The organism is Nocardioides sp. Root190, assembly GCF_001428565.1.
Classification (GTDB): Bacteria; Actinomycetota; Actinomycetes; order Propionibacteriales; family Nocardioidaceae; genus Nocardioides.
This window is the reverse complement of record NZ_LMIA01000013.1, coordinates 143,915-156,592: the sequence shown is the minus strand read 5'-3', so window position 1 is coordinate 156,592 and position 12,678 is coordinate 143,915. Positions and strand designations below refer to the sequence as shown.

General features: G+C 64.0%; 15 protein-coding genes. 10 read left to right on the top strand and 5 right to left on the bottom strand.

The features are described from left to right. Positions 1 to 52 precede the first annotated feature (52 nt). The 6 genes from ASE01_RS21350 (at position 53) to fliL (ending at position 5,599) form a co-directional block, all read left to right on the top strand. Positions 53 to 628, top strand: a complete 576-nt coding sequence (locus ASE01_RS21350) for a DUF4396 domain-containing protein (RefSeq protein ID WP_235536141.1) — start codon at positions 53 to 55, stop codon at positions 626 to 628. A gap of 14 nt (positions 629 to 642) precedes the next feature. Further along, positions 643 to 783, top strand: coding sequence for a hypothetical protein (locus tag ASE01_RS24630; protein ID WP_157537687.1), 141 nt, complete (start codon positions 643 to 645; stop codon positions 781 to 783). Between the two features lie 738 nt (positions 784 to 1,521). Next, a complete protein-coding gene (locus ASE01_RS21345) occupies positions 1,522 to 2,124 on the top strand; it encodes a DUF305 domain-containing protein (RefSeq protein WP_056757471.1) in 603 nt (200 codons plus the stop codon). 895 nt (positions 2,125 to 3,019) lie between these two features. Then, a complete protein-coding gene (locus ASE01_RS21340; RefSeq protein WP_056757469.1) occupies positions 3,020 to 3,703 on the top strand; it encodes a M23 family metallopeptidase in 684 nt (227 codons plus the stop codon). 280 nt (positions 3,704 to 3,983) lie between these two features. Further along, positions 3,984 to 5,054: a copper resistance D family protein gene (locus ASE01_RS21335; protein WP_157537685.1), complete on the top strand. Its 1,071-nt coding sequence runs from the start codon at positions 3,984 to 3,986 to the stop codon at positions 5,052 to 5,054. 113 nt (positions 5,055 to 5,167) lie between these two features. Next, entirely contained in the window at positions 5,168 to 5,599 is a 432-nt protein-coding gene (fliL, locus tag ASE01_RS21330) for a flagellar basal body-associated protein FliL (protein WP_056757465.1), read from the top strand. Between the two features lie 335 nt (positions 5,600 to 5,934). Here fliL and ASE01_RS24625 read toward each other — a convergent pair whose 3' ends face one another. The 5 genes from ASE01_RS24625 to ASE01_RS21305 form a co-directional block, all read right to left on the bottom strand. Then, positions 5,935 to 7,032, bottom strand: coding sequence for a class I SAM-dependent methyltransferase (locus ASE01_RS24625; RefSeq protein WP_157537683.1), 1,098 nt, complete (start codon positions 7,030 to 7,032; stop codon positions 5,935 to 5,937). A gap of 134 nt (positions 7,033 to 7,166) precedes the next feature. Further along, positions 7,167 to 7,337 carry a hypothetical protein gene (locus tag ASE01_RS21320; RefSeq protein ID WP_157537681.1) on the bottom strand — a complete coding sequence of 57 codons (171 nt, stop codon included), beginning with the start codon at positions 7,335 to 7,337 and terminating at the stop codon, positions 7,167 to 7,169. A gap of 77 nt (positions 7,338 to 7,414) precedes the next feature. Then, a complete protein-coding gene (locus tag ASE01_RS21315; RefSeq protein WP_056757454.1) occupies positions 7,415 to 8,017 on the bottom strand; it encodes a vitamin K epoxide reductase family protein in 603 nt (200 codons plus the stop codon). Then, the gene (locus ASE01_RS21310) at positions 8,014 to 8,670 is read right to left on the bottom strand and encodes a DsbA family protein (protein WP_056757451.1); all 657 of its coding nucleotides are present in this window, start codon (positions 8,668 to 8,670) and stop codon (positions 8,014 to 8,016) included. Before ASE01_RS21310 ends, ASE01_RS21315 begins: the two co-directional genes overlap by 4 nt. A 149-nt stretch (positions 8,671 to 8,819) precedes the next feature. Then, positions 8,820 to 9,080 (bottom strand): DUF4229 domain-containing protein, encoded by a 261-nt coding sequence (locus ASE01_RS21305; RefSeq protein WP_056757448.1) that lies wholly within the window; start codon positions 9,078 to 9,080, stop codon positions 8,820 to 8,822. Between the two features lie 274 nt (positions 9,081 to 9,354). On the opposite strand from ASE01_RS21305, the gene ASE01_RS25615 reads away from it, so the two are divergent. From ASE01_RS25615 to ASE01_RS24620, 4 genes are all read left to right on the top strand, one after another. Next, positions 9,355 to 10,029, top strand: a complete 675-nt coding sequence (locus tag ASE01_RS25615) for a M15 family metallopeptidase (RefSeq protein ID WP_157537679.1) — start codon at positions 9,355 to 9,357, stop codon at positions 10,027 to 10,029. Positions 10,030 to 10,296: 267 nt separating this feature from the next. Further along, complete coding sequence (locus ASE01_RS21300; RefSeq protein WP_082606286.1) at positions 10,297 to 10,809, top strand: DUF3093 domain-containing protein; 513 nt, start codon at positions 10,297 to 10,299, stop codon at positions 10,807 to 10,809. After that, positions 10,806 to 12,152 (top strand): hypothetical protein, encoded by a 1,347-nt coding sequence (locus tag ASE01_RS21295; RefSeq protein WP_056757442.1) that lies wholly within the window; start codon positions 10,806 to 10,808, stop codon positions 12,150 to 12,152. Before ASE01_RS21300 ends, ASE01_RS21295 begins: the two co-directional genes overlap by 4 nt. 80 nt (positions 12,153 to 12,232) lie before the next feature. Continuing rightward, positions 12,233 to 12,676 carry a hypothetical protein gene (locus tag ASE01_RS24620; RefSeq protein WP_157537677.1) on the top strand — a complete coding sequence of 148 codons (444 nt, stop codon included), beginning with the start codon at positions 12,233 to 12,235 and terminating at the stop codon, positions 12,674 to 12,676. Positions 12,677 to 12,678: the final 2 nt, after the last annotated feature.

Genomic DNA, 12,678 nt, shown 5'->3' with positions numbered 1-12,678 from the left:
CGCCCAACCCTCCATATACGGTAGGGGGGTATCCAATGAGAGGATCCTCGGTATGAATTCCCGCAACTCCATGGCCGCCAACGCCACCCTGCACTGCCTCACCGGCTGCGCCATCGGCGAGATCGCTGGCCTGATGATCGGTACCGCGATCGGCCTGAGCACCGGCGCCACCATCGCCCTCGCGGTCGCGCTCGCGTTCCTGTTCGGCTACGCACTCTCAACACTGCCCCTCATCAAGGCAGGCCTCGGCTTCGGCGCCGCACTCAGCGTCGTCTTCGCCGCCGACACGCTGTCGATCGCCGTAATGGAGCTCGTCGACAACCTAGTCATGGCGTTCATCCCCGGCGCCATGGACTCCGGTCTGGTAAACCCAATCTTTTGGATCGGCATGATGATCGCGCTCAGCGTGGCGTTCATTGCCGCATTCCCCGTCAACCGCTACCTCATCGACAAGGGCAAGGGCCACGCCCTCACCCACCAGTACCACCAGGGAGCAGAACACCAAGCCCACGCTGCTCACCCCGGCCACCCTGACGAGCACGGAACCGGGGAACCGGGCAACGATGAGCTTGGCAACGGTGAGCTCAGCGGGCATCCCGGCTCTGGCGACCACACCAACCACCCCTGAAAGGAGACGCACAGATGAACACCAACACGCTCGCGGCCGCCGTCATCGGCTTCCTCCTCGGAGGTCTCACTGTTTCGATCGCCGCCGAACTGGAGGACGACAACGCACCGGCCCCGAGCCACGGTTCAAGCAACGACCAGAACCGTGGCCCCTGAACCCGTGCAACGCTCGAGATCCGCATCCCTCCGTGCCGCCGCACGGCACCCCGCCGTGCGACGAGCCGCCATCTGTATTGCTCGATGCGCAGTTGCCGCGATCCAGGACCGCACCCGTCGAGATCGAGTTCAGTGCCCAGCATCCTCGCGATAGCGATCTGGGCTCGATTGCCTATCATCGAGTCCGTGGGGAAGCTCCGAAGCACTCCTGGGGCATCAAGGGCGCGTTACGCGATCGTGGTGGCTGCGCTGGCGCTCTTCGGGCTCCTCTCGATGCACGGTTGGGGCACCCACGCCGGCATGCACACCGAAACCAGCCACTCGCCGGCCCAGATCGCACCTTCGCAGGACGACGGCCACCCAGATGTACTCGCGGCCCCACACCACAACTCATTGGTGAGTGGCGCCGCGCCGACTTATTCCGAGACGGTCAGTTGCGATGACGGTTGCGGCGCCTCTGGTTCCGGCACGGGCCTGCTCGGACTCTGCTTAGCGATTCTCGGCGGATTACTCGTCCTTGCTGTCGCTTTGCTAGTGCTTCGTCGATGCATGCCGCTGTTGCGAACGATACGGCCGACGTTCCGGAACCCGGTCCCAATGAGCAGAGACCGCGACCCACCGGACATTTTCCGCTTCTGCGTGATCCGCTGCTGACAGTCGCCGACGACGAGACACCCCACGGGTGTCTCGCCTACGCCGCTGCCCGCACAGATCGCCCAGACCAAGGAGACACGTCCCATGCGTAAGACCCTGACCACAGCCCTGTTCGCGGCATCCCTGCTGACCCTCGCCGCCTGCTCCGACGACGGCGGACACGACGGCCCCAGTGCCTCGAAAATCACGGCGAGCGAAGAGTTCAACCAAACCGACGTCGACTTCGCAACCGAAATGATCCAGCACCATGCCCAGGCACTGTCAATGGTCGACCTCACCGACGGCCGCGACCTCTCTCCCGAACTAACCACGCTCGCCGAGCAAATCCGGATGGCCCAAGGCCCCGAGATCGAGACCATGGTCGACTTCCTCAACGACTGGAACCAGCCCATCCCCGAGACGATGCGTGACCATGTCAACGGGCACGGCGACGGTCAGACCGACGTGGACACCGACATGCCCGGCATGATGAGCAACGAGCAAATGGCCGAACTTGAGGCCGCCTCCGGTCCAGCGTTCGAGCAGATGTTCCTCACCATGATGATCGAGCACCACGAGGGCGCCATTGAGATGGCCAAGACTGAGCAGGAAGACGGCGAGTACGCCGACGCCATCACCCTGGCCGAAGAGATCGAGAAGGCGCAGGCCTCCGAGATCACCGCAATGACCAAGTTCCTCGGTTCCTGATCCTCTTCTCGACCGACGGGTAGCGGGCAGACCAACTTGCCCGCCGCCCGGTCAGACGCCAAGGAAGCGTGACGTTCGTGTGACCAATTGTTCCCGTCAGCCTGCCGGCCTCGGCTCTACTCCTCGCCGGGTGTGCAGCCGACGAGCAGGACGCACCGATACCCCTGGCGAGTGACGATCGCTCCGTCGGACACATTCACGTGGTCCCCTGACCGGGCGGTTATGGGAACTGACTCAACGCCGGTTGAGCAAATCGATGGGCCGCGGCGACGATGGTGCTGCTGTCGCCAACATGAAGCATTGTTACGGGCTCCGCTATCGTGGCACGAACATTTCGTCCGGCCACGAGTTGACGGTTGAATCGGTCGGGCGATCTGTTGCTGCCTGGACGAGCGAAGGGCACCGAAACCCGTCAGCCCTGTATCCAGGATGGAGTAAGTAGTCGATGGCTAGACCCCGAGCGGACAACCGCTCGCCGCGACCCCTCGCTCCACTCGTCGGCACTGCGTCGTACGTCGGCAAACGCGCCGCTCAGCGCTCGGAGTTCGATACGCCCTCAACGTACGTCGGAAGGCGCGTCGAGCGCGCGGTTCAGCCGGTCGAACTTGGATTGCCACGCGAGACGGTCAACCCGAGCGCGGTCGTGCGTACGGCGTCCCTTGCCACGTTCACAGCGGATCCTCACGTCGCGGAAGAGTCGCAATACCACCACCTGGAGCGGCCGCCGACGGTCGTTCTGCCGTCCCTGCGTGACATCGCTGTGTTAGATCCCATGATCGATACCACTGCCACGCTGCGGGCGATCCGGCCCGCCGGTAAACGCCGCGCTGTCAAGCACGCCGGCGCCCGCGGGCCTCTGTTCCGTGGCCTCCCTACCCTGCCGGTAGCTGTCGGCGTGGCGACCCTCGCTATCGCCATCGGTGGCGCCGTCGTCTCGACCGAGCCCGAGCTCGCGTCGGCCAGCGACCACCTCACCGCCTCGAACGCCATGACCGGATCCTTCGGCAACGGCGTCGTCGGCGGCCGCACCCAGATCGTCAGCCGCGACTCGGACCGCGACACCCCCGCACAGCCTGCTGGCACCGACCTCGTCGCCGAGGCCGAGCGTTCCGCCGAGGAGCGCAACAGTGCGCTTGGCCAGCTCGCTCAGGCTGCCGAGAAGGAAGCCGCCGAGATCGCCCTGAACCGCTGGGTGCTCCCGCTCGAGAGCTACCGCCTTACGGCGACCTTCGGTGAGTACGGCCTGTGGTCCAACTACCACACCGGCCTCGACTTCGCTGCTCAGAGCGGCACCCCGATTCGCGCCGTCGCGAACGGTGTGGTCACCTCGGCCGGCTCGGACGGCGCCTACGGCAACAAGACCGTGCTCACCCTCGAGGACGGTACTGAGCTGTGGTTCTGCCACCAGTCGTCCTTCGAAGTCTCCGCCGGTGAGACTGTCCGATCCGGCGAGATCATTGGGTACGTCGGCAGCACAGGGAACGTGACCGGCCCGCACCTGCACCTCGAGGTCCGCCCCGGCGGTGGTGACCCGGTCGACCCTGACGCTGCGCTGCGACAGCACGGCGTCACGCCGTAGGCCGACCCCGCGTTCTGGGTCAACGCCGACTGTTGAGAGCACGACGCCCAACGGGTAGAACGGCCGTGGCGGCGTGCGCGGATCCAGGTACTCCCGCCGTGGCCGTTTGACACGCACCCACTCAGTGAGCCGAGCATCGCTGCCAATACTATGATGTGTAGTAGCGGCAGGATTCGGCCGATCTAGAACGCTACTTCGACTCCCCGAGGTGCTCGCGGTTGCAGAGATCGGCAGAGGGTGGAGGCGCGCCGTGACACGTCGGTCTGCGACATTGGCGTTCTTGATCGGCTCGGTACTGATCGGCAGCGCGGCATTGGCTGTCTTGACCGTGACGGACCCTCAACCTTCGCCCGCGACAGGCCTGCCGGATCCTGGTGTAGTTACCCGCTGGGGACTTCCTGTGGCGCAAGGCATGCGTGACCTTTCGGCTGCATTGACCATCGGTCTGGTGTTTGTGGTTGCGGTGCTGCTTCCACAGGACTCCCGGGCCCGGTCACGATTGTCCGGCGCAAGGGCTCAGGGCCTCGGAGCCGCTGGCCTCTGCGCAGGGCTGTGGGCCTTCGCAAGCGCAGTGGTCGTTGTGTTCTCCTGCTCCGACGTCGCCGGCGTGCCGGTCGTTAGCCCGGCGCTCTGGTCCGAGTTGCCCGCGTTCGTCAAAGACACCGACGTCGGTCAAGCCAACATGATTTGCACGGTCCTGGTGGGAGTGGTGGCCGTCGGCTGCCTCGCCGCGCGACGCTTCGAGGGTGCAGAGGTTGCGATCCTCCTGCTCTCTCTTGCGGCACTGTGGCCGTTGTCGTCGACGGGCCACGTGTCCACCGATGACAACCATCAGCAGGCCGTTCTGCTTTTGTTCGTCCACCTCGTCGCCGTCACCATCTGGATTGGCGGATTGGCGGCCCTTGCCTTCCTTCAGGGTGAGGTCGGCAGATACCGAGACGCGGTGCTCCGGCGCTACTCGGTCACGGCAGCTTGCTGTCTGACGGCCGTAGCTGTGTCGGGGGTGGTTGGGGCGTGGTTACGCCTCGGAACGTGGTCAGAACTTGGGTCTCCGTATGGTGTCGTAATTCTCATCAAGGTTGGCGTCCTTCTTGCCCTGGGAGCGATCGGGTACCTCCATCGTCGCCGCCTCGTCGACAAGTCGCCTACATGGACCGAGCATGCTCGCCGAAGATTCGCCGCACTCGCCGGAGGTGAACTGCTCATCATGTGCCTGGCTATGGCGTTGGGTGTCGCCCTCGGGCGTACTCCGCCACCGCCAAGCCTGGACCGGAATGCGAGTTCGGCTACCCCCGATGCAAGCGATCGGCACTGCGCGGCGCTGGACTACGAGGTTCACCCTTCGGCATAGCGCAAGGGAAAGCAGCATCTCCTACTGGGATTAGTAGTTACCCTCAAGAACGCCGCCCGTCGAGCCGAATACATAGGCAACCACACGACAGACGACACATAGGAGCGGGTGCCATGTCCCAGGCGGCGGCGACCAAAGATTCCGAGCCCCCAACGAAATCCACCCGCGTCGAAAAGGGGAAGTCGAAGTGGTTGGTTGTGTTCGGCGCGGTTGCCCTGGGCGCCACTGGGCTGACGCTTCAGGCGGGGTCAGATTCCGTGCCAGAGCCAGGCGAGGTGATGGTGCTCGACCCCGTGCAACTGAATCTTGCGGCTGGCAGGTATCTCCGGATCGGCCTTGCTCTCCAGTTGGCTGAGGGCGTGAAGGAAGTCGATGGATCTCGTGCGCTCGACGCGGCGATCACCACGTTCTCCGGTCTTCCCCTTTCGGCTGTCGACGGGGCCGAGGAACGCGACAAACTGAAGGCCGACCTGACCAGCGTGCTCACCAAGATGTACCCCGCTGAAGTGCTCGACAGCTACTTCGTCGAGTTCGTGACTCAATGAGTCTGTGGTCAAGCCAACGTGGGCGACAGGACGGCCGGCCGGGGAGATGCCGGATCGGGCATCGTCGCCATTGTGCGCTTTGGCGAGTAGGAGCCCGTTGGGCGACCTCGCCTGGCATAGATTCGAGCTGGACACCGGCGAAGTCAATGAAGCCCGGCACGTGACACGCCACGTGCCCTGAGCGAGAGTGGGGGGCACGATCGACCGGAGGGTGCAGGGAACGGTCCGTCCGTGGCACTGGCGCCGGGCGCGTGCGGCGCCGCCTGAATGTACGTGGTGCCTCGCCTGTAAACCCGTTGCAACGGTGGGTGTGACCGTCTGCATCCGAGCGCTTCTTATGGCTGCTTCGAGACGACGTTGTCGGAAGGCCGCCGCCGGAAGACATAGACCCCATGTGCTACCTCTGGTGGCAGGACCAATTTGCTCATTCGCTCGTCCATGGCGAGGTCGAAGGTTTCCTGTCGCCGGTACGAGGCCCAGTTCCCAGTGCTGAGCTCATTCGTGGAGGAGATCACGATGTAGAGCTCCACGCTGGCAGTGGAGAACACGTGTTGCTCGAAGTGGTTGCCGGCTGGCGGCCAGGAGCAGATCACGACCTGAGGGCGGTGTTCACGTAGCGCCGTTCGGGCGTCTTGGCGGATTACGCTGCTGGGAAAGTCGATGCTGTCATCCCAGCTGTAGTTGTCGGTCGCGGTCACGTTGACGCCGGCCTTGGCAAGGAATCGGGAGAGTGTTCCGTCTCCCGCCGCAATCTCCAGGCACGCACGGTCGCCGATCATCTCGGCGAGCTGTGACACGAGGCGCGATGAGTAGAAGCACCAAATGCCCTTGGGCTGAACCAACGGCATCAGGAGTCGCCGCTGGTTCAACATTGGCCAGATCAGGCGGAAGAGTCGGATGGAGACCGGCTTCCGCTCAAGATCGCGTCTGAACAGCAACTTCTGAGCGATGTATCCATTCGCCAGGTTGAAGCGGATCCGGCCCTCATTGACTCCCGTCGAGGAGCGCAGGATTGCATCCTTGAGGAGATGGACGGTCATCTGACGATGGACTTCGGCTGCGACGCGCTCTCGGGCGGGGCGAACCCGGCTGCCTGGAAGAGTCTGAGCGGGTAGAGACGCGGCGATGATGCGTACCTGGATGTCGTCAACGTCGTTGCGTGCGACCAGGCTCGCGACCTCCCGGCGGACAGCCTGCCACTCGGATGGGAACCGCTCGATGAGAGCGTTGAGGGTCGGCCTGCCCCGAAGCCAGGCAAGGTCGTCGACGGTCCGGCGGCGTCGTTTGGCGTTCTTGGATCTGGTGGTTCGCAGCTGATCATCATCTGTCGCCGTCGGCCGAGACGCGTCGGCCGAGTCATGGGGTGGCGTTGTGGCCAAGTCCTGCCCGTTGCGGGCGAAGCGGTGGGAGCCGGTGTCGGTCTGTGAGCGCACAACACATACTTCGGCAGGAACGGATCGAAGGTAACAACAACCGCTTGCTTGGGGGATAGGCCACCCGTGCTGCCTGACCGATGCGGAGGACCTCCCAGCTCTCCCCGTGCGTTTGTGCCGGGTTCTCTGACTTCCTATGGGGCGAGGTCGTCGTCGAAGGCGTCGATACTCGGCTTAAGGCGTGCGCGCTTCGTCGCTGTCGCCTCTTCGCGGCGCCGGATGAACACGACGACGCCGAGAATGAGGAACGGCCCAAAAAGCAACGCGATTGTCGCTGCTTGCTCGGCCGGATGGAGCGTGCCCATATGGAGCAGCCTCATGAGTTCGCCACCTTGGAGCGCCTCCGGCGCATGTCAATGTCCATTCTTCCAGCGCCCTGCAATCAGACGATGGTCTGCCAGTAGTACCAGAACTGCTCGGTGATCAGGACGATCACGATCAGCATTGTCGCGACGACAAGGGGCATCCGCCACTCGCTAAGTGTTTGCACGGCAGTAGTTCTCGCGATCCGAGCTCCGAGCACTCCCGACGTCGCGTTGCGCAATGACACGTACCAGAAGATGGGGATGACCACAGCCCACACTGCCATGCAGTAGGGACAAAGGGCGCCGATCCGGTACAGGCTTTGGAAGATCAGCCAGCCGACGAGCATGGCTGCCAGCGAGACCCCGACTTGAAGGCCGCGCCAATACCAGGTGGCGAAGTGGGCGCCTGCTAGCAGCCCCGCGCCCGTGGCCGCAACAATGGGGAAAGCGATGAGGCCAATCAGCGGATTGGGAAAGCCAAACAGTTCAGCTTGCGCTGATTCCATGACGGAACCGCAACTCAGGATCGGGTTGAGGTTGCATGACGGTGCATAGCCGACGTCCTTGAGCAGCGCGATCTTCTCGATGGTGAGAATGAAGGCCGCTACCAAGCCCAGCGTCCCACCAAGAAGCAGGAGGCCTCCGAGAGCCCGGTCGCCCTCCTTGGACCTGGCTGTCATCGACTTGCAAGAGCGTCCGCGATGGCGTTTTCGAAGTCTGCACTTGATTCGGGCTGCAGGCGTTCGCCATCCAGGAAGAACGTCGGAGTTCCCTGGACCCCGAGCGACGTGCCGTCAGCGACGTCGCGCTGGACGCGCTCAGCGACCTCAGCTGAACCGTAGTCCGCATCGAACGTTTCCATGTCGAGGCCGATGCCCTGAGCCAGATCGCGGAAGAAGTCGTCGAGCGGTACTCGCTGTTCCCCCCAGGACTCTTGCGTTTCGTACATCTTCTGGTACATCTGGTCGAACTTGCCCTGCCGCGCGGCTGATTCGACGGCGCGAGCTGCGCGTTCGGAGTTGTAGTGGCCGGGCAGGGGGAAGTAACGGGCCACGAAGGTCACTTGGTCGCCGTACTTTTCTCGGAGCTGCTCGACGATGGGATATGCGGCGCGGCACGCCTCGCATTCAAAGTCGAGGAACTCGACCAACACGACATCGGTGGAACCCGGCTGCCCGATGACGCGGCTGTCCTCACGCACGAGGCGGGTGTCGGAAGCCCCGGCCGACGGATTCGCGTCACTTGAGTCGCGGCCCGCGAACGCGAGCAATCCTGCGATGACGACCGCCACCACTGCGACGAGGAGGAGAGACAACTTGACCTGAGACTTCACTCGGTGCTTCCTTCGTGTCGAAACTACTACGCTGCATCGTAGGCGGCTGGCCAAGTGGTGCGTCCAGTTGGCCCCGTGCCGTGCGCACGCGAACCGGAGTCACGTAGATGCCCGCGGGCTTGACGTGCGGCAGTGGTTGCGGCGGATTGCTACCTGACGGCGTCCCCTGGCTGCGCCTCGCCGTGCCGATGCACTGCCAGCGTCGCGCGCTGGTTCACCCGTTCACTGAACGCGAGGCGCTGTCCGCGAAGCAGGAAGTACGAACCTGCGCTACTGACGACGAACGCGATCGCGGTCACCGGCAACAGTTTCACCGAGTCATCAACTGCCAACCACACTCCGAGCGCAACGGCGAAGGCTATGAGGAACAGCAAGCCGCGCAGAGCGGTGTAGGTCCAGAACTCTTTCACCGGGCCACCGTAGGTGACCAGGGCGCGATTTGGACCTTCTACTACTACTTTTTATAGTAGTCGGGGACTTGGTCGGTTGAATCACAGATTTCGAGGAGCGGTTCTGGTGGGTGCTCGACGGCATCGGGCGCCTGCGCGCTCCCCGTTTCACCGGCGGGCAAGCCCGAAGACGGCCCAGAGCAACCCTGGCCGCGGTGCTGAGACTCAGGGACGTCACCGAACCGTGCAGGTGCCGCGGCGGACGCCTCGCACTGCCATCACAGCGGTCGCTGTCATGGCAACCATCAGTGCCATGACAGCGGCAGCCGATCCAGGCGGTTGGCGCGACGAGGACCCTGCGACGAACAATGCTTCGATCCGTGGTCCGGGAGAACGCGCTGCGCCGACTCCGGCGCCAACCAGGGATCCCCAAGAACGACTCGGAACTGGTTACCGCGAACTCTCTCTCAGCCGCAGTGCAACTCGAGCTGACTCAGTGAGGTCCAAGCGACAACCCGATTGGCTCGCCACCTGCCAGACGGAGACTCAACAGTCCCAGGATGCGAATGGGTTGGTCCAGGACGAGAATCTGTGCGAGTTGCCGGCCGGGTTCCACTTGCGGGGAGATGCCGCGGCTGCATGGGCACGACTGAGTGCCCGCTACCAGCAACAGTTCGGTGACTTGCCATGCATGACCGACGGCTACCGATCTCTCGACGCTCAGCGCCGCTTGTACTCGAGCAAGCCGGGACTCGCCGCCACGCCGGGAACCAGCAATCATGGTTGGGGGGTCGCCGTCGACCTGTGCGGCGGAGTCGAGCGTTTTGGCGCTCGCGAACACGAGTGGATGCTAGACAACGCCAACCGCTTTGGTTGGATCAATCCCACATGGGCGCGGCCCAGTGGGTCGAGGCCTGAGCCTTGGCATTGGGAATACACCGACCGCCTCACCCAAGAAGATGCGAGCTAGTTGCGATGGACGAGTCACGGTATGGCAAGGCACCTCGTTCGAGAGGGATTGTGCTGGGCTTGCCCCCGGCGTTGTTCCTGATGTTCCTCGGCGGCTACTGGACTCTGTTGTCTTGGGGGGTCGTGGGCGACGAAGCCCCATCTCGATCTCTCGGCGCGGTCGGGCCCATCCTGGGCGGTCTTGGTGTCGCGTTGGCGTGGGTCTGCCTGCGCCCCCGCCGGTGACTTCCCAGCCAATGCCGCTACGGAGCAACGTGGTTGGCGCGACATGCCTGCGGTGAGCAGAGATGGGCGGGTGCTTTACCGCGAACGTCTGCGTGCCCCACTGAGGTGGTGGCTCCTGTGGGGATTGATGCTCGCCAGCTTCTGGTTGGCGATGATCGTCTCCATTCCCGAGTCCCTTGCTTGGGGCATTACCGGCGTCCTCCTGCTGATGCAGATCGTTCTCCTCACCTCCTACGGGTCAGTGAAGATCACGGTTACCGACGGATGGCTCCACGCCGGACGAGCCCGGATCGAGAGGCACCACGTCGGCGACGTGGACATCCTTGGTGCCCAACTGATGCGGGATGTCTCTGGCCGTGACGCCGATGCCCGCGCCTTCCTCGTGCTGCGGCCCTACGTTGCTACCGGGGTCCGGATTTGCATCGCTGATCCCGGCGATCCAACCCCCTACTGGTTGGTGTGCTCTCGTCGACCCGAAGCGCTCGCGGCCGCCCTGGCGTCGCGAACGGGCGGACCCTCCGGAGGTCCTCAGACTGAGGAGCCGGTGGCGGGGTGATCGAGGCCCATGGAGTCGGAGGTCAGGCTGACTTGCCGATCCCGCTGTCGCTAGCCGTTGGTGGTGCCGGCGTGGCATTGGTCGTGTCGTTCGTCATCCTCGCCACTGCGTGGCGCACGCCGCGATACGACGGTGGTACGACATCGTCCCGGGCGGTGGGCGAATGGGTTCTCCCGAAGCCGTTCTCCAGCTTGATCCTGGCGCCCGCACTGGCCATCGCCTTGCGAGTCATCGGTGTCGCGCTGCTCCTGCTCGCTGCGACGGCAGCGCTGTTCGGCCGGAATGACCTGACGAACCCTCTCTTCGGAATGGTGTACGTCTGGTGGTGGGTCGGCCTGGTCTTCGCCTCCCTGCTGCTGGGACCGGTGTGGAAGGCGATCAGTCCGGTGCGCACGATTCATGCCACCTTGCTGACGCTGAGCGGTGGAGACCGCGAACGTGGCTTGTACGATTTCCCTGCCCGGCTCGGCGTGTGGCCCGCGGCGCTTGGCCTGTATGCGTTCGTGTGGCTCGAACTCGTCTACGACAACAGCAGCCAACTCGGTGACCTGCGGTTGTGGTGCGCGATCTACCTGGCGATCATGCTGGTCGGCGGGGCTGTGTTCGGACCGGCGTTCTACGCCAAGGCCGACCCATTCGAGGTCTACTCCTCACTCGCTGCCAGGCTTTCGCCCTGGCACGTCAGAGGAGCGGGCACCCCCGATGCCCGGATCGTGCTCAGGAGTCCGCTGGCGAATCTTTCAACCACTCCGTTGGTCCCTGGGGTGTGGGGTGTTGTCGCGGTCTTGTTCGGCAGTACTGCGTTCGATTCCTTCGCTGACTCCTCGTGGTGGTTGCGCACGGTCTACGGCAGTTCGTTCTCGGCAGCCACGCTCAACAACCTCGCTCTCGCAGGCTTCTGCGTGGGGGTTGGGATCTTGTTTGCAGCTGGGTGCGTGCTGACGCGGCCGGGAACGTCGGTCACGCGCGCGGAGTTGCCTGATCGGTTCGCGCACTCGCTGGTGCCGATCATCGCCGGCTACATCGTCGCCCACTATCTGACTCTGTTTGTCGACTACGGCTGGCAGACCCTTGCCCTGGTGAGCGATCCGCTCGGCAAGGAGTGGAACCTGTTTGGCACGGCCGGACTCACGCCCAGCTTCTGGTTCAGCTACCACCCGACACTGCTGGCCACGATCAAGGTCGCAGCAGTCGTTGTGGGGCACGTTGCCGCCGCGGTCTCAGCTCACGACAGGGCACTGACAGTCTTCCCGCCGGGCCGACGCGTGACATCGCAACTTCCACTGATGGTCATGATGGTTGCTTTCACGACCGGTGGCCTGCTCCTCCTGTTCTCGGCGTGAGTCCAGTTGGCCATCGAATGGCTGTCGACGGTGAAGGTCGCCATGCCTTCCCAACACACCAACAGATTGGAGAAGAAACAATGAAGATCCCTCACCCGGTTGCGCCCGCCATGGCGCTGATGGCAGCGCTCGCCCTGACTGCTTGCGGCGGACCTGCCGAGACCAACGACGGGGCGCCGGGTTCCAACACGGCCACTCCATCGTCGACGGCGCCGACGCCAGCGAGCTCCGATGCTACGAGCACGGCGCCCGTCGAGCCCACCGGACCCGGGTTCGCAGTGACGATCAAGGGCAGCAAGGTCGGACCGAACGCCCAGGGGGTGAGCGCGGCACCCGGTGAGGCGATCACCATTGCCTTCGATGCCGACAGGGCGGGCCAGCTCCACGTGCACTCCAAACCCGAGCAGTTCGTTGACTTCCCGGCAGGCACTTCATCGAAGGAGTTGGTGATCAGGACGCCCGGTACGGTTGAGATCGAGGAGCACGACTCCGAGGCCGTTGTTGCCGTAGTGACGGTGAAGTAGAA

What these genes read in the sequence shown, in the direction of transcription:
- ASE01_RS21350 (WP_235536141.1), top strand. Translation starts at nt 53, where the DNA reads ATGAATTCCCGCAACTCCATGGCCGCCAACGCCACCCTGCACTGCCTC.
- ASE01_RS25615 (WP_157537679.1), top strand. Translation starts at nt 9,355, where the DNA reads ATGGCAACCATCAGTGCCATGACAGCGGCAGCCGATCCAGGCGGTTGG.
- ASE01_RS24630 (WP_157537687.1), top strand. Translation starts at nt 643, where the DNA reads ATGAACACCAACACGCTCGCGGCCGCCGTCATCGGCTTCCTCCTCGGA.
- fliL (WP_056757465.1), top strand. Translation starts at nt 5,168, where the DNA reads ATGTCCCAGGCGGCGGCGACCAAAGATTCCGAGCCCCCAACGAAATCC.
- ASE01_RS21320 (WP_157537681.1), bottom strand. Translation starts at nt 7,337, where the DNA reads ATGGGCACGCTCCATCCGGCCGAGCAAGCAGCGACAATCGCGTTGCTT.
- ASE01_RS24620 (WP_157537677.1), top strand. Translation starts at nt 12,233, where the DNA reads ATGAAGATCCCTCACCCGGTTGCGCCCGCCATGGCGCTGATGGCAGCG.
- ASE01_RS21315 (WP_056757454.1), bottom strand. Translation starts at nt 8,017, where the DNA reads ATGACAGCCAGGTCCAAGGAGGGCGACCGGGCTCTCGGAGGCCTCCTG.
- ASE01_RS21345 (WP_056757471.1), top strand. Translation starts at nt 1,522, where the DNA reads ATGCGTAAGACCCTGACCACAGCCCTGTTCGCGGCATCCCTGCTGACC.
- ASE01_RS21300 (WP_082606286.1), top strand. Translation starts at nt 10,297, where the DNA reads ATGCCTGCGGTGAGCAGAGATGGGCGGGTGCTTTACCGCGAACGTCTG.